This window comes from Grimontia sp. THUN1695, assembly GCF_059704325.2.
The window spans coordinates 1,313,925-1,335,998 of record NZ_AP046577.1 but is presented as its reverse complement, the minus strand read 5'-3'; the positions used below and the strand labels follow the sequence as shown (position 1 = coordinate 1,335,998).

The 22,074-nt window shown below is 50.6% G+C and carries 20 protein-coding genes; all 20 read left to right on the top strand.

The window, feature by feature from the left end:
- The first annotated feature begins 110 nt into the window (after positions 1-110).
- The 20 genes from AC6IB1_RS09575 to AC6IB1_RS09480 all read left to right on the top strand — a co-directional run bounded on the left by AC6IB1_RS09575 (position 111) and on the right by AC6IB1_RS09480 (position 21,917).
- On the top strand, positions 111-1,040 hold the full coding sequence (locus AC6IB1_RS09575) for an inositol monophosphatase family protein (protein ID WP_497568834.1): 930 nt from the start codon (positions 111-113) through the stop codon (positions 1,038-1,040).
- Positions 1,041-1,182: 142 nt separating this feature from the next.
- Complete coding sequence (locus AC6IB1_RS09570; RefSeq protein WP_497568833.1) at positions 1,183-3,012, top strand: NAD(P)H-dependent oxidoreductase subunit E; 1,830 nt, start codon at positions 1,183-1,185, stop codon at positions 3,010-3,012.
- Positions 3,009-3,710, top strand: coding sequence for a 2Fe-2S iron-sulfur cluster-binding protein (locus AC6IB1_RS09565; protein WP_497568832.1), 702 nt, complete (start codon positions 3,009-3,011; stop codon positions 3,708-3,710). The genes AC6IB1_RS09570 and AC6IB1_RS09565 overlap by 4 nt, the downstream gene beginning before the upstream one ends.
- Complete coding sequence (locus tag AC6IB1_RS09560) at positions 3,710-4,342, top strand: NADH-quinone oxidoreductase subunit B family protein (protein ID WP_497568831.1); 633 nt, start codon at positions 3,710-3,712, stop codon at positions 4,340-4,342. Before AC6IB1_RS09565 ends, AC6IB1_RS09560 begins: the two co-directional genes overlap by 1 nt.
- An 11-nt stretch (positions 4,343-4,353) precedes the next feature.
- Positions 4,354-5,820, top strand: coding sequence for a Ni/Fe hydrogenase subunit alpha (locus AC6IB1_RS09555; protein ID WP_497568830.1), 1,467 nt, complete (start codon positions 4,354-4,356; stop codon positions 5,818-5,820).
- Positions 5,804-6,355 (top strand): hydrogenase maturation protease, encoded by a 552-nt coding sequence (locus tag AC6IB1_RS09550; RefSeq protein WP_497568829.1) that lies wholly within the window; start codon positions 5,804-5,806, stop codon positions 6,353-6,355. Before AC6IB1_RS09555 ends, AC6IB1_RS09550 begins: the two co-directional genes overlap by 17 nt.
- Entirely contained in the window at positions 6,352-6,855 is a 504-nt protein-coding gene (locus AC6IB1_RS09545; protein WP_497568828.1) for a Crp/Fnr family transcriptional regulator, read from the top strand. Before AC6IB1_RS09550 ends, AC6IB1_RS09545 begins: the two co-directional genes overlap by 4 nt.
- Positions 6,856-7,161: 306 nt before the next feature.
- Positions 7,162-7,503, top strand: a complete 342-nt coding sequence (gene hypA, locus AC6IB1_RS09540) for a hydrogenase maturation nickel metallochaperone HypA (protein WP_497568827.1) — start codon at positions 7,162-7,164, stop codon at positions 7,501-7,503.
- Positions 7,503-8,363: a hydrogenase nickel incorporation protein HypB gene (gene hypB, locus AC6IB1_RS09535; protein WP_497568826.1), complete on the top strand. Its 861-nt coding sequence runs from the start codon at positions 7,503-7,505 to the stop codon at positions 8,361-8,363. Before hypA ends, hypB begins: the two co-directional genes overlap by 1 nt.
- Positions 8,347-9,858: a sigma 54-interacting transcriptional regulator gene (locus tag AC6IB1_RS09530; protein WP_497568825.1), complete on the top strand. Its 1,512-nt coding sequence runs from the start codon at positions 8,347-8,349 to the stop codon at positions 9,856-9,858. Before hypB ends, AC6IB1_RS09530 begins: the two co-directional genes overlap by 17 nt.
- 11 nt (positions 9,859-9,869) lie before the next feature.
- Entirely contained in the window at positions 9,870-10,181 is a 312-nt protein-coding gene (locus tag AC6IB1_RS09525) for a HypC/HybG/HupF family hydrogenase formation chaperone (RefSeq protein ID WP_114995166.1), read from the top strand.
- Positions 10,168-11,346: a hydrogenase formation protein HypD gene (hypD, locus tag AC6IB1_RS09520; RefSeq protein WP_497568824.1), complete on the top strand. Its 1,179-nt coding sequence runs from the start codon at positions 10,168-10,170 to the stop codon at positions 11,344-11,346. The genes AC6IB1_RS09525 and hypD overlap by 14 nt, the downstream gene beginning before the upstream one ends.
- A 15-nt stretch (positions 11,347-11,361) precedes the next feature.
- Entirely contained in the window at positions 11,362-12,426 is a 1,065-nt protein-coding gene (gene hypE, locus AC6IB1_RS09515) for a hydrogenase expression/formation protein HypE (RefSeq protein WP_497568823.1), read from the top strand.
- A 69-nt stretch (positions 12,427-12,495) separates the two neighbouring features.
- Positions 12,496-13,092 (top strand): HupE/UreJ family protein, encoded by a 597-nt coding sequence (locus AC6IB1_RS09510; RefSeq protein WP_497568822.1) that lies wholly within the window; start codon positions 12,496-12,498, stop codon positions 13,090-13,092.
- Between the two features lie 6 nt (positions 13,093-13,098).
- Positions 13,099-15,471 carry a carbamoyltransferase HypF gene (hypF, locus tag AC6IB1_RS09505; RefSeq protein ID WP_497568821.1) on the top strand — a complete coding sequence of 791 codons (2,373 nt, stop codon included), beginning with the start codon at positions 13,099-13,101 and terminating at the stop codon, positions 15,469-15,471.
- Positions 15,472-15,505: 34 nt separating this feature from the next.
- Positions 15,506-16,459 carry an NADH-quinone oxidoreductase subunit B family protein gene (locus AC6IB1_RS09500; RefSeq protein WP_497568820.1) on the top strand — a complete coding sequence of 318 codons (954 nt, stop codon included), beginning with the start codon at positions 15,506-15,508 and terminating at the stop codon, positions 16,457-16,459.
- Entirely contained in the window at positions 16,459-17,967 is a 1,509-nt protein-coding gene (locus AC6IB1_RS09495; RefSeq protein ID WP_497568819.1) for a nickel-dependent hydrogenase large subunit, read from the top strand. Before AC6IB1_RS09500 ends, AC6IB1_RS09495 begins: the two co-directional genes overlap by 1 nt.
- Positions 17,968-17,971: 4 nt before the next feature.
- Complete coding sequence (locus AC6IB1_RS09490) at positions 17,972-18,457, top strand: hydrogenase maturation protease (protein WP_497568818.1); 486 nt, start codon at positions 17,972-17,974, stop codon at positions 18,455-18,457.
- Positions 18,454-20,646 carry a response regulator gene (locus AC6IB1_RS09485; RefSeq protein ID WP_497568817.1) on the top strand — a complete coding sequence of 731 codons (2,193 nt, stop codon included), beginning with the start codon at positions 18,454-18,456 and terminating at the stop codon, positions 20,644-20,646. The genes AC6IB1_RS09490 and AC6IB1_RS09485 overlap by 4 nt, the downstream gene beginning before the upstream one ends.
- On the top strand, positions 20,643-21,917 hold the full coding sequence (locus tag AC6IB1_RS09480; RefSeq protein ID WP_497568816.1) for a sensor histidine kinase: 1,275 nt from the start codon (positions 20,643-20,645) through the stop codon (positions 21,915-21,917). Before AC6IB1_RS09485 ends, AC6IB1_RS09480 begins: the two co-directional genes overlap by 4 nt.
- Positions 21,918-22,074: the final 157 nt, after the last annotated feature.

Sequence of the window (22,074 nt, the reverse complement as noted above, 5' to 3'; positions counted from 1 at the left end):
TTATTCTTCAGTGACTTGCTAATACATCGAAAGGAATTGAAACCCAATAACTTAACAAGGTGGCAACAACTGGCATCACGATTGCTATATCACAATGGAGGGCAGTATCAATGAAGGGAGAATCCTCACAGATGGCCGCAGCGTTGACGTTATATACCTTGCTGAAAATGTCAGGCGAAGATGTGAGATCTTTGCTATTCGATATCGTCAGGAGCGCGGCCATAAAAGCAGTGTTACCCCGGTTCCGCAGCGGATTGGGGGAATCAGAAATCAGCTACAAAACCAACCGTGACATTCTCACCATCGCAGACACCGAGATGCAAAAGCGCATGATAGATGCGCTGCAAACCTACTGGCCGGATATTCCCGTGCTGGGAGAAGAACAATCCCAAAGCCTGCAGCTGTCGATTTTCAATGCGGACAAACAGCCCTTCTGGGTGCTAGATCCCATCGATGGTACGAGTAATTTTGCTTTTGGTATTCCTTATTTTTGTACCTCACTGTCACTGGTTTATAAGGGAGAAATCTGTATTGGTATGGTGTATGACCCTGTTCGCGATGAGTGCTTTTATGCGGCAGAGGGGCACGGTGCATTTCTCAATGGCACTGCACTCGATTGCACTGACTTGAAAGCACCAGCCAACCTGAAAAGTGCGATGGCACTTGTCGATTTTAAGCGGCTGCCAGACGAAATGGCTTCAAACCTCGCTGCACAGCAACCCTACCGTTCACAACGCAGTTTCGGTGCCAGCGCATTGGATTGGTGCTGGATTGCAGCCAACCGTTGTCAGTTATACCTACACGGTAACCAGAAGCTTTGGGATTACACCGCAGGGTGCCTGATATTGAAAGAAGCTGGAGGCGTGTCAGGCACATTCTGTGGTCAGCCGTTATTTGATAACACCATGGAGGCCCAAACCGTGGTGGCTGCCTCACACCCTGCGCTTTATACACAGTGGCGAAATTGGCTCGAACCTTATTTTCCAGTCACTACGCAGCCTGATCAGGCAAGTACTGTGCGCTTTTTCGACCCTGGATAGGGCCTATCACACTTCATAACCACAATAACAAACACGGAATAAGCCCGAAATGTATTGGGTAGGGGATGCCTTGCCCTGAATCCGCTCACGCTGACGTTGTAGACCTTACGCAGCATCAGGAAGAAGCATAAAGGAGTAAGCAATGAGCAATAACGTAGATGCCATCATGGCTCGTTATCTGCATCGCCGGGAACGGCTGTTAGATATGCTGATAGCATTACAGGAAATGGAGGGATACATTTCGGATTCATCCGTGAATGTCCTCGCATCAGGCCTGAACCTTTCACCACTGGATGTCAGGGAGACCATTTCTTTCTACCATTTTCTCCATGACCAGCCAGCCGGAAAGCACACCATTTACCTTGCGGACACAGTAATAGCTAGGATGAAAGGTTATGAAGAGGTCAAAGCCGCACTGGAAGAAGCGATAGGCTGCGCGTTTGGTGAAGTGACCGAAAACGGCGAGTTTGGCCTTTATGATACCCAATGTATTGGCCTGTCGGATCAGGAACCCGCAATGCTGGTTGATGGTATTCCTTTTACCCATCTTACGCCGGACAAAGTCCAAACCCTTGTTGTCGCATTGAAAGCCGGAGTCTCTCCGCAGGCTTTGGCCAATCCCAAAGGACATTCAACCCAAGATAAAGCGTATTTGAATGCCATTCTGGCATCTCATATTCGTCAATCAGGCCCGATATTTTTTGGCGATCCGGTCGATGTTGAACGCATCATACGTGACGCCGTCACATTAGTGCCAATGGAAGTTATCGATGCAACCAGCACCTCAAAGCTACGTGGGCGCGGGGGTGCAGGATTTTCAGCAGGATTGAAATGGCGACTGTGTCATGATGCCGCTGGCGATACCAAATACGTTATCTGCAATGCCGATGAAGGAGAACCAGGCACCTTTAAAGACCGGGTGATACTGACAGAAAGCCCGGAGCAGGTGTTCGCGGGCATGATCATCGCCGGTTACGCCATCGGTGCGCGGGAAGGGATCCTCTATCTCCGTTATGAGTACCGTTACCTGGTTGACTATCTTGAGAAAACGCTTCATTCACTTAGGGAGCGCAACCTTCTGGGGGCCAAGATTGGCGGGAACAACAAGTTCAGTTTTGATATCCGGATTCAACTCGGTGCTGGCGCATACATTTGTGGTGACGAATCGGCGTTGATTGAGTCCTGCGAAGGGAAACGCGGCACGCCGAGAGTAAAACCGCCTTTCCCTGTGCACCAAGGGTTTATGGGCTGCCCGACAGCGGTAAATAACGTGGAAACTCTGGCTAACGTGACAAAGATCTTTGAAAAAGGAGCACGCTGGTATGAATCCATGGGCACGGCAGAATCTGCGGGTACACGGCTTATCAGCGTTTCCGGTGATGTCGAAAAACCGGGTATCTATGAAATCGAATGGGGTATCAGCCTGAAAGATGTGCTGGAGCTTGTCGGGGCTCGAAACCCCAGAGTGGCACAAATCAGTGGGCCATCCGGTGAATGTGTCTCGGCAGCAAAAGACGGCAACCGCGTGTTTTCCTACAAAGATCTTTCCTGTAATGGTTCGTTGATGGTGTTCAGCTATGAACGCAATCTGCTGGAAATCGTCAGGCACTTCATCCACTTCTTCATGGAAGAATCCTGCGGCATCTGTACACCTTGTCGGGCGGGGAATGTCGAGCTCTACAACAAAGTTTCCCGGATCATCGAAGGGCGTGCTGTTGAGCAGGATCTGGATGAGATCGTTGAATGGGCCAATATCATCCGTGGCTCAAGCCGTTGTGGTCTTGGTACCACGTCTCCCAAGCCTATTATCACGTCAATGCAGGCTTTTCCTGAAGAATACAAACAAAAACTGGTCGAGCAACGTGGACCGTTGCTGGCATCTTTTGATCTGAATGCGGCCCTGCATGAATTCACTGTCGCCACAGAAACGCTTCAAGGAACAAACGTGCAGTCGGCGGAGGTATCGAAATGAGCATTACGTTAACCATTGATGGAAAGGAAATCACCGCAAAAGAGAACCAGATGCTGGTGGATGTGGCTGCGGATAACGGGGTGTATATCCCCACGCTGTGTTACCAGCGTGGAAAGCCTTGTTTGGGAACCTGCCGTGTCTGCACCTGTAAGGTAAATGGAAATAATGCGGCGTCGTGTACTGTGCCGGTTTCTGACGGCATGGTGGTGGAAGTCGATGAACCTGAAACCAAAAATATTCGCAAGGCATTGATTGAGATGCTGTTTGTGGAAGGCAAACATAACTGCCCAAGTTGCGAAAAAAGCGGCCGTTGCGATCTCCAGGCGGTGGGCTACGAAACCGGCATGATGGTTTCCCGTTTCCCATACCGTTTCCCGGTAACAGAGGCTGACTTCCGGTCAGAAAAAATATGGCTGGAGCGTGACAGGTGCATTTTCTGCCAGCGCTGTGTGGAGTTTGTCCGGGATGAACAAACCGGACAGAAAATTTTCAACATTAACGGACGTGGTGCGAAAGCCCGCATTGAGATTGATGTTGTGTTGGCTGACAAAATGAGCGACGAACAGGTGACGGAAGCGATGACGCTTTGCCCCGTCGGCTGCATTTTGAAAAAAGCCGTGGGATTTGATGCGCCAATTGGACGACGCAAGTTCGATATTGCGTCAGTACGTGACCGTGTAACAGAGAGGGACACCTAATGAGTTTGAGTTCAATGGATGGTCAACGCCTATTTTCCCACGAATTGCCACGCACGCCACTGGATCGCGACACCGAGCAATTACGGGAAGGAAAAATCAAAGTGGCCATGATAGGCCTTTGTGGCTGTTGGGGCTGCACTCTGTCATTTCTGGACATGGATGAACGTATTCTTGGGTTGTTGGACAAAGTCACCATCACCCGATCGTCTATCACCGATATAAAACGGATCCCGGAACGCTGCACCATCGGCTTTATTGAAGGGGGTATTGCCAATGATGAAAACATTGAAACGCTGGAACATTTCCGTGAAAACTGCGACATCCTGATTTCTGTCGGAGCCTGTGCCGTTTGGGGAGGGGTTCCTGCCATGCGAAACCAGGTACCTCTTACCGAGTGTCTGGATGAAGCCTACATATCCTCAATCACACGTCCAGCCGGTTCTGAAAACGTCATTCCCCATGTTGATGTCCCCAAAATCACCACCAAAGTGTATCCCGCCCATGAAGTTGTGAAGATGGACTATTTCATTCCCGGCTGCCCACCGGATGGGGATGCAATTTTCAAGGTGCTGGATGACTTGGTGAATGGACGCGAGGTGGACTTGCCAACCTCGGTTAACCGATACGATTAAGGAAAAAGATCATGAGTAAAACATTGGTCATTGACCCGGTTACACGGATAGAAGGACACGGCAAAGTCACACTGCAACTGGACGACAACAATCGGGTGACCGACGCCAGATTGCAGGTTATCGAGTTTCGTGGCTTTGAACGCTTCATTCAGGGGCACCCTTACTGGGAAGCGCCCATGTTGTTGCAACGTATTTGTGGCATTTGCTTTGTCAGTCACCACCTTTGTGGGGCAAAAGCGCTGGATGACATGGTCGGCGTAGGGTTAAAAGACGGCATTCAAATGCTGCCTGCACCGGAGAAAATCCGGCGTCTGGGTCACTATGCTCAGCAGCTTCAATCCCATGTCACCGCGTATTTCTACCTGATTGCACCGGAAATGGTGTTTGGTATTGAGTCTGCGCCAGAGAAAAGAAACATTCTGGGACTTGCGGAAGCCAACCCTGAATTGGTGAAACGTGTTATCCAGCTTCGCAAATGGGGGCAGGAACTGATTGTTTCGGTACTCGGTAAGCGTATGCATGGCATCAGCTCAGTGCCAGGTGGTGTAAACAACAATCTCAATATTGCAGAGCGCGATAAATTCCTGAAAGGCAACGATGACCTGCTTTCCATTGATGAAGTCATCGATTATGCCCAGGATGCCCTGAACCTGTTTTATGACTACCACGAGAAGCATCGTGACGAAATCGATAATTTTGGTGTCGTGAACGCACTGGATATGTGTCTGGTCGATGAAAACGGCGATGTGGATTATTACCACGGCAAAATACGCATCGTAGACGGAAACAAGCAAATCGTGCTGGAAACCGATTACCACGATTATCTTGATCATTTTGCCGAAGCGACAGAAGCATGGAGCTACATGAAATTCCCTTACCTGAAAGCTTTGGGGAGGGAAGCTGGCTCAGTGCGTGTAGGCCCACTGGCCCGTTTGAATGTGACCCGCCGCTACAACACTCCTCTGGCACAGGAAGCCCTCGAACGTTTCCACGATTACACCAAAGGCAAGGCGAACAATATGACCCTGCACACTAACTGGGCACGGGCGATAGAAATTCTTCATTCCGCAGAACTGATCAAAGCACTGTTAAACGACCCGGATCTTCAGGGTGAAAATCTGATCATCACGCCAGAGAAAAGCGCGTGGACAGGCGAGGGGGTTGGTGTGGTAGAAGCGCCGCGCGGCACGCTTCTTCATCATTACCGGGCAGACGAAGCAGGCAACATGACGTTTGCCAATCTGATCGTTTCAACCACCCAGAACAACAAGGTGATAAACCGCACTGTGCAATCTGTCGCGCAAGACTGGATTTCAGGCAAAGCGGAGATCACCGAAGGCATGATGAATGCGATAGAAGTGGGGATTCGTGCTTACGACCCTTGTCTGAGTTGCGCTACCCATGCCATGGGACAGATGCCGCTGCATATTTCTTTGCTCGATGCCAAAGGACGCGTGCTCGATGAAAAATTCAGATAAGCCACTCCATTTGCACGATTTCGGCCTGATCTATGGCATTGGTAATGTGGGCAGGGAAGATGATGGCTTGGGCTGGGCATTTATCGATGCCATCGAAGCCTTGGGAGAGACTGACGCCAAATTGGTACGGCACTACCAACTGTTTTTTGAAGATGTGGATCTTATCCGCCGTCATCAACGGGTGTTGTTTGTTGATGCCACTAAGAGTGTGACAACGTCACAGTTTAAAGTGGAACGGGTGGAACCACGGCTGGATGACAGCTTTACATCCCATGCTATCTCGGTGCAGTCCATTGTCGCCATGTGCCAACAGTGCTATCAGGCCTTTCCAGATGTCTGGTTACTGACAATAAAAGGCATGCAGTGGGATTTGTCTCTCGGATTGACGCCGGAGGCTGACAACAATCTCAAACTGGCTCTGTCGAGCGTTTTGTCTGAGGGCATCGTTGAAACCCCGGACAGTGCGACAGCCCCCTCAAATGCTATCGACCCGCCGATGACCAAATCTATTGAATGCACAAGGATAACGACATGAACAAACCCGACCAAACAAACATCGTCCGCCTGATCCTGGAAGCGCCGATTGGACAATATATCGGCGAGGATGGCGCTAAGGTTCTGGCGCAGCAGGCGGCAACAGAAATCACACTGCAAGATGGTGAATTCCTTTACCGGGCTGGTGATGCTGCGAACAGCTTTTATATCGTCAACTCCGGCAGACTGGCAATGTGCCGCGAAAACAAGAATACCGGCAAGATTAACCTTCTGCACACCTTGCACCAAGGTGATCTGATTGGCGAACTGAGTTTTATTGATGGAGAACCCCGGAGTATTTCGGTTCAGGCATTGGGCGTTTCAAGCGTGCTTTGCTTTAACCGGGAAGATATCGACCCATTAATCACCACGCACCCAACACTGGTGTTCGATTTTATGCGGGCAGTTGTGAAACGCGTTCACCATACGGTCACTGCCATTGGCCAGCAACAGGCCGAACTTGCTGATTATATAGCCACAGGAGGTAAAGGACGCTTTTAAGACAGACATATATTGCCTTCCGGTTATCCCCTCCAAGCAAAGTCGAAGAGGGGATTTTTTTATGCTGGGGGAGATACATACTGATTAGTAAGTTTCCAGTAAATGAGAATTATGGAAAATAACCTTTCAATCATTACGCATTTTGTTATCCCATCGTATATACCTAGTTTCAATAAGGTTACTTCAGAGCCTCGTGAATACTGGCTTTGCCGTTAAATTTTCCAGACTTCCAATGCTTGGCACACAACCTGCTCTGATATCAGAAGAAGCAGGGGAAGATTCTTTGCATAACGAGGAAAAGGCAGTATGCACGAATTGTCGATCTGCGAAAGCATTGTCACCAACTTGAAGTCACAGGCGGAGGCTCACCAGTTTTCACGGGTGCTGACACTCCGTTTGGATATTGGGCAGTTTGCTGGTGTCGAGCTGGAAGCCCTACGTTTCTGCTTTCCTGTTGTCGCAATGGGAACCTTGGCAGAAGAGGCCAAACTGGAAATTAACCTGATCCCGGGTCGTGGTTGGTGCGAAAAATGCCAGAGTGCAACGGAAATGGAAGCGCGCTATTCACCTTGCCTGAATTGTGGAAATCATGGGCTGACATTATCAGCCGGTAATGAGATGCGAATAGCCGAAGTGGAGGTCGAGTAATGTGTACGATCTGTGGTTGCAGTGGCAGCAAAATTGAAAATCACCATCATGAGCATAAACATGAGCACAAGGGGCAGCACCACCATTATGGAGAGGGTGACGCCGGCGCCCATGTTCTGGGCTTAAGTCAGTCCCGTCTGGTTAGCATCGAACAAAATATTCTGGCCCACAATGAGCGCTATGCGGCAGAAAACCGGGATCATTTCACCTCACATGGACAACTGGTGTTGAATCTGGTTTCCAGCCCCGGCTCAGGTAAAACGACGTTATTGGTGAATACCCTTGAGCTGTTGAAAAATACCGTTTCCATCGCTGTGATTGAAGGCGACCAACAAACCACCAATGATGCAGAAAGGATCCGCGCAACCGGTGTACCGGCTATTCAGGTCAATACAGGGAAAGGGTGTCATTTAGATGCACACATTGTGGGCCACGCAGTGCAGGATCTGGCGTTAGAAAAGCAGGGCACATTGTTTATCGAAAACGTTGGTAATCTGGTTTGCCCTGCGGCATTTGATTTGGGTGAGCACTGCAAGGTTGCCATCCTTTCGGTGACTGAAGGGGAAGATAAACCACTGAAATACCCAGATATGTTTGCTGCGGCTGAACTGGTCATCTTGAATAAAATAGATCTACTTCCGCATCTGGTATTTGATTTGGCCGCTTGCCGGGAAAACATTCTCATGGTCAATCCACAGGCTACCCTCATCGAACTTTCCGCCACGACAGGAGAAGGTGTACCGGCATGGTTGGATTGGCTTAACGCCCAGAAATCTTTGGTGCTGAAACGCCAGAAACGTAAGTTACTTGACCAAATCGAGGCGATTGAAAGCGTGCTCGCCGATGAATCGTCATCCTGAGCCTCACATTGGCACGAAAAGAAGTGGTGAGGTGATGCAAATCTCGCGGTTACCCATAGTGCTGGTGGTTGATGATGAACCGATGTCATTACAGGCATTGCGGCGTGTGCTGGAAGAGGACTTTACGGTTCTGACGGCTGATAATGTTGCCGATGCGGAAAAAGTATTATCGGAAATTCCGGTTCAGGTTGTTGTCTCTGACCAGCGGATGCCGGGTATCAGTGGCACCGAATTCCTTACCAAAGTTCGTCAGCAGTGGCCGGATGTTATCCGCTTGATTATTTCTGCTTACACCGATCCATCCGACCTGATTCAGAGCATCAATGGTGCAGGTATCTACAATTTTATTCCCAAACCCTGGCAACCGGAACACCTGCTCTTGACCCTGAAAAATGCGGTTCGCTTAAACGATCTGCAAAAGGAAAATGAACGGCTGAATGTTGAACTGAAGCTGACTGCGCCGCAATGGGACGGAAAGCTCAAACAAAAGCGCGCAGAGCTTAAAAAACGGCACCATTTCGACAACATTATCTGTGCGCCAAACAGCCCTATAAAAGCAATCTGTGAGCAGGTGGCGAGAATTGCCCCGTTTGATATTCCCGTACTGGTGACGGGCGAATCAGGCACAGGCAAGGAGCTGATCACACGGGCTATTCATTATTCAAGTTACCGGGCAGACGACCCCTTTGTCACTGAAAACTGTGGTGCAATGCCCGTGCAGTTGCTCGAAAGTGAGCTGTTTGGTCACACACGGGGCGCATTTACCGGCGCGACGACAGAACGCATTGGGCTGCTTGAACAGGCCGATGGCGGTACGGTATTTCTTGACGAAATTGGCGATACCTCGCTGGAATTTCAGGTCAAACTACTCCGGTTTTTGCAGGAAGGGGAAATGCGCCCCCTAGGCAGCAACCGGAGCCGAAAGGTTAATGTCCGCATTATCTCCGCGACCAACCGGAATCTGGAAAACGAAGTCCGGGAAGGCCGCTTCCGGGAAGATCTTTTTTATCGTCTTGCAGCGGTTCCACTGCATATTCCGCCGCTAAGAGACAGGAGCATGGACATTCCGGTCATCGCAGAAGCCATTCTACAAAACCATGTGGTGGCTTATGACAAACCCGTCGATGGATTTACCCAGGAAGCATTGGCCTGTATGTCGGCCTACCACTGGCCAGGCAATGTCAGGGAGCTGGAAAACGAAGTCAGACGGATGTTGGTGATGACGGATTCAGCAACGTTGGGTGCGGACTTGTTATCACCTAACGTCCTGAAAGGGGCATGTGGAGAAATACCAGAACAAAGCCTGATGGCGTCGGAAGAAGGCAGTTTGAAAGATCGTGTTGAACTACTTGAAGCACAGATCCTTAAAGAAACCCTTATCCGGCATAAATGGAATAAGAGTAAAGCGGCGCTTGAGCTCGGGCTTTCACGTGTTGGGTTGCGGGCTAAACTGGAACGCTATGGGCTCGATCAAGACAGGCTTAGCTTTCAATAGGGAGAGAAGACATGTGCCTCGGAATTCCCGGACAGATCATTGGCATCGAAGACGACACCAATTGTATTGCCACCGTTGAAATATCCGGCGTCCGTCGTCCTGTGAATATTGCCTGTGTGCTGAATGGTCAGACACCCAAAGCATGTGTGGGCGAATGGGTACTGGTTCATGTGGGGTTTGCCATGAGTCGTATTGACAGTGAAGAAGCAGAAAAAACTCTCGCGCTTCTGGCTGAAATTGGTGAATTGCAGGAAGAGCTGGAAGCCATAGAACATGCCTCTTATCACGCACACAGGGAGGATGGCAGCCATGAAATACGTTGATGAGTTCCGTAACCCAGACGTGGTTGAAAGCGTCCTTCAGGCGATCAATGTCAAGCTGGATATCATCGAAAAGAGACGCGCTAAAGGACAATCGATGCGCCCGCTTCAGTTGATGGAGTTTTGTGGCGGGCATACCCATACATTGTTCCGGTACGGCATCGAGAGCCTGCTTTCAGATCGCATTGAGATGGTGCACGGGCCGGGATGTCCAGTTTGTGTTTTGCCCATGGGACGTGTGGACGACTGCATAGAAATTGCGGCTAACCCGAAAGTGATTTTCACGACCTTTGGCGATGCGATGCGTGTACCGGGACAAAAAGGTAGCCTGCTGGATGCAAAAGCCCGGGGAAGCGATATCCGCATGGTGTATTCGCCACTGGATACGTTAGCGCTCGCCAGAAAACATCCTGATAAGGAAGTGGTTTTTTTCGCCCTAGGGTTTGAAACCACCATGCCCAGTACCGCACTGACGGTGTTGCAGGCAGAAAAAGAAGGGCTGGATAACTTCTCCCTGTTTTGTAATCACATCACGACCGCGCCTACGATTGAAGCAATCTTGAACGAACCGGATTTGAAGCTGGATGGGTTTCTCGCGCCGGGCCATGTCAGCATGGTGATTGGGCTGGAACCTTTCCAGTTTATTGCCCGTGACTATGCCAAACCCATCGTAATTACCGGGTTTGAGCCACTCGATATTTTGCAATCTATCCTGATGCTGGTCACCCAAATTGCTGAAGGGCGTAGTGATGTGGAAAACCAATACCGACGGGTGGTTGACAAGCAGGGCAACGACCCGGGGCTTGCGGCTATTCAGAAAGTGTATGACACCTATCCGGTAACCGAGTTGCGGGGATTTGGCGAAATCGGTGATGCCGGTGTCAGGCTTCGCCCCAACTATTCTGCGTGGGATGCCGAACAAAAATTTACCGTTTCCCGTCATCAATCCAAAGAGCCTGATGCCTGTCAGTGTGGAGACGTGTTGAAAGGGCTGATTAAGCCCTGGCAATGCAACATGTACGGCAAATCTTGTACGCCGCACGTACCGATGGGCGCGTTGATGGTGTCTTCTGAAGGTGCATGTGCGGCATATTACAACCACGGTTTCCGCGTGCCAGATAAAGGTCAGGGCCGGATCGCCGTGATAGATAACACATCCGCCGTTTGAGAAAGGAAAGTGGTTATGTCCTTACCGCGCCACGTTGATATAGATGGAAATATTGAATGCATTACGCTGGCACACGGCAGTGGCGGGATTACGATGCGTGAACTGGTTGAGAAAGAAATCGTAGCGGTGTTTGACAATCCGCATCTCGCTCCGTTGGAAGATCAGGCCCGTCTGGGGCTGGCAGATATAACGAAGCTGGGTGACCGACTGGCGATGACCACAGATTCCTTTGTCGTCGATCCACTGGAGTTTCCGGGGGGAGATATCGGTACGCTTGCGGTTAATGGCACGGTAAATGATCTCGCCATGGGTGGGGCAATGCCACTTTACCTGACGTGCGGACTGATTCTGGAAGAAGGGCTGCCGCTGGAAGTGCTGCGGCGTATTCTTGCCAGCATGAAACAAGCCGCTGATAAGGCCGGTGTTGCCATTGTTTCCGGTGACACCAAAGTGGTCCATAAAGGGGCAGCGGACAAACTGTTTATTAACACGTCGGGCATCGGCGTTGTGCCACCGAAGATCGATATTCGGGCAAATCATGCCCAGCCCGGTGATGTAGTGATCGTTAACGGATGGGTGGGCGATCACGGTGCCACCATCATGGCATCACGCGGCGATTTGTCGCTCGATACCCAGATCCAGTCAGACTGCCGGGCCCTGTATCCCGAAGTGAAAGCCCTGCTTGATGTAGCGCCGGTTCACTGCCTTCGTGATGCCACGCGGGGAGGCATTGCCACGTTACTGAACGAATTTGCAGAAAGCAGCAATGTGAAGATCGTGCTCGATCATGGTGTTATCCCCGTCCGCGAAGAAGTGCGCGGTGTATGCGAACTGTTGGGGCTGGATCCGCTTTATCTGGCGAATGAGGGCAAGTTTATTGCCATCGTCCCTGCGGAATTTGCTGACAGTGCAATTCAGGCTTTGAGAAGCTTTCCCAGTGCGGAAAAGGCTGCTGTGATTGGCCGGATAGAAACCACAGGTGACCAAAGACAAGGTGCCGGTGTGTCGATGAAAACGGCATTTGGCAGTGAGCGAATGATAGACATGCTGACCGGGGATCAACTGCCACGCATTTGCTGAGGGAAGGCAATTAAAGGTAATTAATCGACATTGGCTGCCGAAAGGCGCAAAGAAAACAGGAAGGAAAAAATGAAACGTAATGGATACCTACTTGCAACTGTTCTGGCGTCAGCCGCGCCTTTTACCGCTGTTGCGCACACCGGCCATGAGGTCAATGGATTTTTGGCTGGGATAAGCCACCCAATTACCGGGGCAGACCATGCAATTGCACTGATTGCCATCGGGATCTGGGCTTTCATGCTGAAAAACATCGGTGTGAAGAACGCAGGCTCCCTGATCCCATCTGTCTTTTTAGCGACAATGGCCTTCGGTGCCGCACTGACTTTCTTTGGTGTCAATGTTCCGCTGGTGGAAACAGGTATAGCGCTTTCGGTGCTATTGCTCGGATTTTTGCTGGTGGTAGGACGCTCACTCTCACTGATCGCAACGTTACCCCTGACAGCACTATTCGCCTTGGCACATGGCGCTGCGCATGGTGCCGAGATGCCGTATGCAGTGAGCACTATTGGCTATTTCTCTGGCTTTTTGATCTCTTCCGCCGCGCTTATTTTTGTGGGTGTAACGTTGGCCAAAACGGCAGAGCGTTTTCAGTCCACCCGTTTTGTCATGCCCATCTCAGGGGGCCTCATTGCGTTCAGCGGTGTGTACCAGTTGATTATGTCATAGGGCCGTATGACGGGGTATCGAATCCGGATCCGCGGTGTCGTCCAGGGCGTCGGTTTCAGGCCGACGATCTGGCGTGTGGCCCGCGGTTTGTCATTGAAAGGGTTTGTCCTCAATGATGGCGAGGGTGTTGTCGTCGCGCTTTGGTGCAACTATGAACTCGCTTCACGGTTTGTGGAAGCGTTAAAGCATGAGCAACCGCCACTGGCGTCGATATCGTCAGTACACCTGCAATTCGCAACCTTGGGGGCGCCTCCCGAGGACTTCTTTATCGCGGAAAGCGATGAAACGGCGCAAATCAATGCCGGTATTCCGGTTGATGCCGCGATGTGTGCGGAATGTGCTGAAGAAACCCTAAATCCTGCCAGCCGGCGCTATCGTTATCCCTTCACCAACTGCACCCACTGTGGCCCCAGACTGACGATCATCAACGCGTTGCCCTACGACAGGCCCAAAACCAGCATGGCTGCATTTCCGCTTTGTCCGCAATGTGAACGCGAATACCAGAATCCTGCCGATCGCCGTTTCCACGCCCAGCCTGTTGCCTGTCCAGATTGCGGACCGGCGGTGTGGCTGTGTGACGCGGAGGGGCGGGAAATTGCACTCCCGGAGATGGATGACATTGATGCCATCCAGGCTGCTGCGCGCTACATTCGTCAAGGGAGAATCCTTGCGGTAAAAGGGCTAGGCGGCTTTCACCTTGTTTGCGACGCAACAAACCAGAATGCTGTCGACACCCTGAGAAGGCGTAAACAGCGTCCCGATAAGCCTTTCGCTGTGATGATGAAAGACACAGGGCTGGTGAGTCTCTATTGCCAGCCGTCGTCAGCCGCATTGGAGATGCTCCGAAGCGCCAGCAGTCCGGTGGTGATAATGCCAATACGAAATGTGACGGCGTCACCTAATGCAAGGGATTGTAGCGTCATTGCAACGGCCGTTGCCCCGAATCTGGGGGAATTAGGCATCATGCTGCCTGCTACGCCCATGCACCTTTTATTGTGCCAAGACGTAGCGCTGCCGTTGGTGATGACGTCGGCCAATCTCAGTGGAAACCCGCAATGCACGGATAACCGGGAAGCACTTGAAGACCTAAAAGGGATTGCCGATATCTGGCTTCTCCACAATCGGGACATCGTTACACGGGCTGATGATTCTGTGTTCCGGCAAACTGATCAGGGCCTGCAAATACTGAGACGGGCAAGGGGGATTGCCCCCAGTCCTATTGAACTGCCACCGGGCTTTGAAGGGACATCCAGCGTTCTGGCAATGGGCGGGGAAGTTAAAAACGCATTCTGTCTGTTAACCGGCCATGGCGCGATAGTAAGCCAGTACATTGGCGATCTGGAACGTGTCCGGGTATGGGAAGACTTTCAGCGCATGTTGTCTCATTACCAAACCCTCTACCGCTTTACCCCTGAAAGAGTAGCCATCGACAGCCACCCTGAATATCTGGCATCAAAATTCGCCAAATCAGTTTACGGCAACCGGATCATCACTGGAATCCAGCACCACCATGCACACATAGCCGCCTGCATGGGCGATAACCTGCTGCCCGTTGATCATGAAAACGTGCTCGGCGTGGTGTTTGACGGACTCGGATTCGGAGAAGATGGCACTTTTTGGGGCGGAGAGTTCCTGTTTGCCGATTATCGCGCTTTTGAACGTATCGGCCATCTGGAGACCGTGGCGTTACCCGGCGCATCCAAAGCCATTGTTCAGCCGTGGCGAAACCTTATCGCGTGGCTTGATCATTCACGTATCGACGTGACAGATAAACGGGCGGTGTTTGAGGCGCTTGGCATTCAGCCAAACGTCGCCAGTAACATTTTATCAATGATTCAGGCAGGTCTTAACTCTCCGCACTCGTCTTCTGTAGGCAGGCTGTTTGATGCTGTTTCGGCACTGCTGTCTGTTTGTATCCATGAACAAAGCTACGAAGGGCAGGCGGCAATTGAACTTGAGGCTCTGGCAGCAACGGGAACACCGGATTTCACCGACACTTACCCGTTTGATATTCGGGCTGGCCTGCCGGCACGGCTGGATCCTGCGCCGATGTGGCAGGCGATGCTCCGTGATGTGTTGAACTTTCAGGAGCCCGGTTTTATTGCCTATAAGTTTCATCTCAGCCTTGCCAAAGCAACCGGCGATATGGTGGTACATCTCTGCCAGCATCTTCAATTGTCGTCAGGTTTGCTAAAGATTGTGTTGAGTGGCGGGGTTTTCCAGAACCGTTTATTGCTGGAAATGACCGTCAGAACCCTTACCCAACAAGGATTTAACGTATTGGTCCACCAACAGGTTCCCGCCAATGACGGCGGGCTGGCGTTTGGGCAGGCCTTAATTGCTGCCGCAACCCCTTTATCCGGTGCGCACAACAGTTGAAGCGCTGTTAACCCGGTTTTGCAGGAAAGCAGTCATGGCAAAAAACAAAATGACATTACTCTGGTTTCAGACAGGAACTTGCGGTGGCGATACTATGGCACTGCTCAGTGCCGATCGGCCTTCTTTTCACGACCTGCTGAATGATTATCCCCTTGAGCTTCTATGGCAACCTTCGTTGTCCGTAGACAGTCCCCATGACCTGCATGATCTGATGCACAACATCATCGACGGTAAACAACGGCTCGACATCCTTTGCATTGAGGGAAGCATCGTGATGGCGCCAAATGGCACCGGCATGTTTGATATGTTCTGCAAGACCGCCAAAAAAGAATGGGTGCAGAAGCTGGCAGAAAAAGCGCGTTATGTTGTTGCTATGGGGACCTGTGCAGCATTTGGCGGTGTACATGCTGCGCCACCAAACCCATCGGATTGTGTTGGTTTGCAAATGGACAAGGAACAACGCGGCGGATTGTTCGATTCGGCGTGGCGAAGCGGCGCAGGTTATCCGGTGATCAATGTGGCAGGGTGTCCGGTTCATCCCAACACCATGACCAAAACGCTGGCGATGATCGCCAGTGGCATCATTCTGCAACTGGACGAACTTAACCGTCCGAAAGAGTTTTTCAGCTCACTTGTCCATCAGGGCTGTACCCGCAACGAATACCATGAATATGACGTGGAAGAATCCGAGTTTGGTACCAATGGCTGCATGTTCTTTAACCTTGGCTGCAAAGGGCCATTCACTCAGGCAACCTGTAACACCGATCTTTGGAATGGCAGGAGCAGTAAGACCCGTGTTGGCGTGCCTTGTTTTGGGTGTACGTCACCGGGCTTTCCGGAAGATGAAGGCCTGTTCCGTACCGAGAAACTCGGCCCAATCCCACAAAAGCTTCCGGTTGGCGTCGAGCGCGCTAATTACATTGCCTATAAAAATCTCGCCAAAGCGGCTGCACCTGAACGGGTGAAAAAACGGAAGATGGAGCCTTGATGGAGAAAAAAACGCTGAATATTGACCTTAACCGCGTCGAAGGTGATTTGGAATTTGAGCTGGATGTGGAAGACGGTGTGGTGGTCGATGCCCGTTGTATTGGCGTGATGTACCGGGGGTTTGAACAAATCATGATAGGGCGCACGCCCCGTGATGCTGCTGTCATCACTCCCCGGGTATGCGGCATTTGTGGCACCGCACATTTGTATGCCGCCACGCTGGCGCTTGAGCAGGTTTGGGGGATTGAGCCTCCACCGAATGCGACCCATATCCGTAACCTTTGTCTTCTGACTGAAAGCATCCAGAACGACATTCGTCAGAGTTTCCTGATGTTTCTGGTCGATTTTTGCCATACCGCATACCAAAACCATCCTCTGTATCACGACATCATTGACGCTTTTGCGCCTTTCAAAGGGAGATTTCATCTGGACGCACTGGCACAAAGCCGGGATGCTGTCGGGATTGTTGCTCTGTTTGGCGGGCAATGGCCACACTCGTCTTATATGCTACCCGGTGGCGTGGTAGGAAAACCCAGTATTCGCAAGATCATAGAAACCCGGGACATCATCGCTAAACTGACTCGCTGGTATGAAAACGCCGTGATTGGTGATTCGCTGGACAACTGGCTTTCGCTCAGCAATGCAGACGTCTTTCTTGACGGGTGGGAAAGCGATGGCCGGAAAGCGAACAGTGCGCTGGGACTGTTTACCCGCTTTTCACGCTTAATAGGTTTACATCAGGTTGGCTTTGGCGCCGGCGATATGTTGAGTTATGGCGGCATTGGCGAAGCCAAACATCATGTTATGCCGGGGGTTTATGATAGTGAGCGTGGTGAGGTTACACCGCTTGACCAATCCCTGATTGAAGAACATGTCCGTTATTCATGGTTTCGCCAATACCCGGGCGGCCGACATCCACACAAAGGGGAAACCATTCCCGATTACCAACGCGAATCAGACCGTTACACCTGGGCAAAAGCGCCACGGTACGACAGTAAAGTGATGCAAACCGGGCCCATGGCAGAGCTCATCATCAATGGTGATCCTTTGGTGTCTGCATTTCACCGGCAGGAAGGGCCTTCAACCTGGTTGAGGCAATTCTCGCGCCTTCGTCGTATCGGTTTTAGCCTGCAACAGATGAAAGACACCGTTGACGCGCTGGCCGGTGATCTTGGCGGCGCGTTTTTCTTGCCACCGCGACCTGAAGATGAAGTCGATGGCAAAGGCGTTGGCATGGTTCAGGCCGCAAGGGGAGGACTCGGTCATTGGGTAAGCATTAAAGATGGGGTGGTTGAGCGATATCAAATCATCACACCGACAGCATGGAATGCCTCACCCAGAGATTCCAATGGCACACATGGTCACTGGGAGCAGAGTGTAATTGGCCTGTCTGTAGATGATTTGGATAACCCTTTATTGGTGGGACATGTTATCCGCTCGCACGATCCTTGCTTAGTCTGCACCGTTCATATGCTGCCAACCGGCAAAAAGTTGCGGTTTGGGGTGTGATTATATGGAAGTACTCAGGATCCTCTGTTTCGGCAATACACTTCACAGTGACGATGGTATCGGTTCGGCTGTTGCATTGCGATTAGAAGACGAAACCTTGCCGTCAGGTGTTGAAATTTATGATGTCGGCATTGGGGGGCTGAATACGTTGCCACTTTTCGATGGTTGTGCCGCTGTTTTGATTGTGGATGCGGCAGACATGGGGTTATCGCCGGGCAGTGTCCGTTTTGTTTTACCCGAGAATATCGGCAGGGGCGAAAATGCAGATCACATGGGCGGCGTGGGGTATTTATTGCAAGCTGTTAATGCCATAACCAGACCGCTCCCTGATATCTCGGTGTTGGCGGTTCAGCCTGCGATATATGAAAGCTTTTCACTGCACGTTTCGCCACAAATTGATGCTGCGCTGGATAAGGTTGTCGCTACCATAACGGCGTATGCCCGGCGTCACGCAGTTAACAAGCTAGAACACCAAAGGTACCCAAGATGACAGTACCTTCAGGAAAGTCCGGGAAAGGGAACAACATACCGGAGCAGGAAAACGCCCAGCTTCGCAAGGAGATTGATGCGCTTTATGCTGCCGCAGAAGCCAGAGAGCAGCAGCTACTGGCAGCAACCCATGCGATGGATGACATTTTGCTTGAAGTGGAATCCCAACGGAACGCGCTGAAGAAGAAGAACAAGCAACTGCTTGAACTCAATGCGTATATCCGCAGCATCAACGATGCCATGAACAGCATATTGGTCGTGGTTGGTGTGAATGGAGAAATTACCCAAACCAATCGTGTTTTCACAGAAGATCTGCATTGGTCGGAAGATGAATTGTCGCAAATTCATGTAGACATGCTGTTCCCTAAAGAGATGCTTTCCCGTATCCGTGAAAAAGCCGGTATGACGTCAGGATCGTTTGTGGTTTCCTACATCACGCAACGGGGCCAGCTCGAATGTGAAATGCCACTGCACCGAAGAAATGGGTCTCTGACAGATGCGGTGTATCTGGTGAAGGGCGAGCAGTTTTACAGTCATCAGGGGAAATTGCAGGGAATATTGCTGACTGCAACCGATATCTCGGACATGCGTCAGCGCGAGGTCGCCCTCAGGCAAAGTGAAATTGCCTTGCAAAAAGCCAAAGCAGAGGCCGATACAGCAAATCAGGCTAAAGGGGACTTCCTCGCCACTATGAGCCACGAAATTCGCACGCCACTGAACGCGATTATTGGTTTTACCAAACTTTGTCTGCACTCGGAACTGACACTGAAACAGCGCGACTATCTTAATAAGGTTGATGTCGCCTCCCATTCGTTATCACACCTGATCAACGATGTTCTCGATCTCTCAAAAATTGAAGCCGGTAAGCTGGAAATGGAGCGCGTACCATTTAATCTCAATCAGGTGCTGAGTAATGTCCGGCATGTAATGTGGTTTGATGTCGCCAAGCGGGGCCTGACATTTTCAGTGGGAGTGGAGCCGTCTGTACCAGACAATTTAATCGGGGATCCGCTTCGTTTACAACAGGTGTTGGTCAATGTGGTGGGGAATGCGATTAAGTTTACTCACAAAGGGGAAGTGTCAGTGACTGTCAGTAGAAAAAAATCCCGCGCCCGAAAAAGTATCACGTTGATTTTTCGCGTATGTGACACCGGGATTGGCATGACAGACGACCAGCTCAGCCAGCTGTTCAGCAAATACCATCAGGCTGAACCGTCGACCTCCCGCCGCTTTGGTGGTACCGGGCTGGGTCTGACTATCAGCCAGAAACTGGTGCACATGATGAAAGGGCGCATTCATATTAACAGCGCGTTGGGTCAGGGGACTGAATGCGAGTTTTCGGCTGAATTTGGCGTGATTGATGAGTCAGCCCTGACCCATTCTTCGGTGGTTGGCGCTAGTGAGAAATTAAGCCTGTCACAGGTCAGTGAGCTGGAGGGAAAACAGGTTCTGGTGGTAGATGATAATACCATCAACCGGGAGATGATCCGCGAACTGCTTTCTTCCCTAGGCATGGTGATCAGTCAGGTCAGCTCGGGGGAAGAGGCAATAGAAGTGGTTAAACAACAGGCGTTCTCCCTGATTCTGATGGATCTACGTATGGCAGGCATGGATGGTATCGAAGCAACAAAAGCGCTGCGTAAATTGCCAAATGGTAGCCATGTTCCGGTTATCGCGCTGTCTGCCAATACTTCTGCCAGCATGGCGGAAACCTGTATTCAGGCAGGGATGAATGACTATCTTCCCAAACCTATCGATTTTCGGCGCCTAATTCAGGTCATCGCCAATCATCTCGCTGCAAGCCAGCAAAAGGGGACTGGTTCGGTCGCAGAAGCGCCAGTATTTCATCCGGAAGCGGCACTGCTAAGGTTAGGCTCAAACAAAAAGGTTTACCTCAGAATGCTTGAGACGTTCCTCTCCGAGTGTGAGCTTCGGTTAAATGCGCTGAAACGTGTCTACCAGACACAGGATAAACCGGCACAAAAACATGTCTTCCATGAGTTAAAAGGGATCACGGCTGCTTTGGGGGCAGAAAAGCTTTGCGAGATCTGTGAGCAACTTGAGTGGGCGTGCAGGGACAAAGCCCTCGACAGCCACACTTACCAGCCCCTGTTGGATGAGTTTAACCAACTCATTAAAGCGCTGGAAAGCTACATGTCACAGGAACAAAATCAAGGGAACGGTCAATGACATCACTGCGGAATACTAATGATAAAGCGCCCGTCATTGCTGTGGTGGATGATTCGGTCACGTTATGTGAAATGCTTTGCGAGCTGCTAAAGGATGAAGGCTATCAAACACAGGCATATTTTTCCGGCGCAGCAGCGCTCGAAGGGATCAAAGTAAACGTACCAGATTTGGTGTTGCTTGATATTGATATGCCTGACATAGATGGATTTGAGGTTTGTGCCCGGCTTAAAAAAAATCAATCCCTGGTAGATATACCAGTGCTTTTTATCAGTAGTTACAACGAGTTGGATGACAAGCTTAAAGCGTTTGATTATGGTGCTCTGGATTATGTTACCAAGCCTATTCACCTTGCTGAAGTCAAAGCACGGATCAAAACACATCTTTCTTTACGTCATTACCAACAGGCATTGGAAGCACGAAACGACGAGCTGGCAGAAACCTTAAACCAGTTAAAAGCCGCTCAACAACAGCTGGTTCAAGCCGACAAACTGGCATCTCTTGGGCAGTTAACCGCAGGGGTAGCCCATGAAATTAACAACCCCATCAGTTTCATTGTCGGTAATGGGCATTCCCTGATAAAGCGCGCAGAAAGACTCAGGCAATATCTGGAGATGGTTCACGCTGACCCACAACCGAAAGTTGCCGCGCTTCGGGAAACGCTGCGTATTGACGATATTACCCAGGATTTGGAGCCCATGGTCAAAGATATACTGGAAGCAGCAGGGCGTGTGAGCGATATTGTTGAAGACTTGAACCATTCTTGCGTTTTACAGGCAGAAAAGTCGGAGGTGGTATTAAATGATGTAGTGGCACTTGCGACTAAATGGGTTTCTGCAAACAAAGCATTAGAACAAGTAATTCAATTGGCTCCGAGCCAAAACATTGTGGTTATCGGGCACAAAGGCCAGTTAGTTCAGGTTGTTGTAAACTTGCTTAACAACGCGTTTGATGCGTGTAAACACCACAAAAATCCAAAAATCATAGTTGAATCCGGCATCGACGCGCCCAAAGCCTGGTTAAGTATTACTGACAACGGGAAAGGAATTAACGCTGCTGATATTGGCAAGGTATTCGACCCATTTTTTACCACCAAAGATGTCGGCAAGGGTACAGGACTTGGTCTTGCTATCAGCTATCGGTTAGTGATGGATCACCATGGCGACTTGTTGGCAGAAAACATGCCACAAGGTGGCGCGCGGTTTACGCTTAAGCTTCCACAGGTTTTAAACTTTGGAAGCGACCATCATGAAAGCGCTGATCAAGATGGATGACAAAGATAAATCCCGTTAAAAGCTGTCGGCAGCCACTCAAGCTTGCTTCTGATTAGATAATTCACCAACGCTAGAAGAACTCAGTTGGAACAATATGATCCAACTGAGTCTCTTAGAGAATTGGTAATTATCTATTTTATGGTAAATAGATAATTAC

Bases quoted from the DNA above. Each gene is read 5' to 3' on its own strand.
- AC6IB1_RS09575 (WP_497568834.1), top strand. From the start codon at position 111: ATGAAGGGAGAATCCTCACAGATGGCCGCAGCGTTGACGTTATATACC.
- AC6IB1_RS09570 (WP_497568833.1), top strand. From the start codon at position 1,183: ATGAGCAATAACGTAGATGCCATCATGGCTCGTTATCTGCATCGCCGG.
- AC6IB1_RS09565 (WP_497568832.1), top strand. From the start codon at position 3,009: ATGAGCATTACGTTAACCATTGATGGAAAGGAAATCACCGCAAAAGAG.
- AC6IB1_RS09560 (WP_497568831.1), top strand. From the start codon at position 3,710: ATGAGTTTGAGTTCAATGGATGGTCAACGCCTATTTTCCCACGAATTG.
- AC6IB1_RS09555 (WP_497568830.1), top strand. From the start codon at position 4,354: ATGAGTAAAACATTGGTCATTGACCCGGTTACACGGATAGAAGGACAC.
- AC6IB1_RS09550 (WP_497568829.1), top strand. From the start codon at position 5,804: ATGAAAAATTCAGATAAGCCACTCCATTTGCACGATTTCGGCCTGATC.
- AC6IB1_RS09545 (WP_497568828.1), top strand. From the start codon at position 6,352: ATGAACAAACCCGACCAAACAAACATCGTCCGCCTGATCCTGGAAGCG.
- hypA (WP_497568827.1), top strand. From the start codon at position 7,162: ATGCACGAATTGTCGATCTGCGAAAGCATTGTCACCAACTTGAAGTCA.
- hypB (WP_497568826.1), top strand. From the start codon at position 7,503: ATGTGTACGATCTGTGGTTGCAGTGGCAGCAAAATTGAAAATCACCAT.
- AC6IB1_RS09530 (WP_497568825.1), top strand. From the start codon at position 8,347: ATGAATCGTCATCCTGAGCCTCACATTGGCACGAAAAGAAGTGGTGAG.
- AC6IB1_RS09525 (WP_114995166.1), top strand. From the start codon at position 9,870: ATGTGCCTCGGAATTCCCGGACAGATCATTGGCATCGAAGACGACACC.
- hypD (WP_497568824.1), top strand. From the start codon at position 10,168: ATGAAATACGTTGATGAGTTCCGTAACCCAGACGTGGTTGAAAGCGTC.
- hypE (WP_497568823.1), top strand. From the start codon at position 11,362: ATGTCCTTACCGCGCCACGTTGATATAGATGGAAATATTGAATGCATT.
- AC6IB1_RS09510 (WP_497568822.1), top strand. From the start codon at position 12,496: ATGAAACGTAATGGATACCTACTTGCAACTGTTCTGGCGTCAGCCGCG.
- hypF (WP_497568821.1), top strand. From the start codon at position 13,099: ATGACGGGGTATCGAATCCGGATCCGCGGTGTCGTCCAGGGCGTCGGT.
- AC6IB1_RS09500 (WP_497568820.1), top strand. From the start codon at position 15,506: ATGGCAAAAAACAAAATGACATTACTCTGGTTTCAGACAGGAACTTGC.
- AC6IB1_RS09495 (WP_497568819.1), top strand. From the start codon at position 16,459: ATGGAGAAAAAAACGCTGAATATTGACCTTAACCGCGTCGAAGGTGAT.
- AC6IB1_RS09490 (WP_497568818.1), top strand. From the start codon at position 17,972: ATGGAAGTACTCAGGATCCTCTGTTTCGGCAATACACTTCACAGTGAC.
- AC6IB1_RS09485 (WP_497568817.1), top strand. From the start codon at position 18,454: ATGACAGTACCTTCAGGAAAGTCCGGGAAAGGGAACAACATACCGGAG.
- AC6IB1_RS09480 (WP_497568816.1), top strand. From the start codon at position 20,643: ATGACATCACTGCGGAATACTAATGATAAAGCGCCCGTCATTGCTGTG.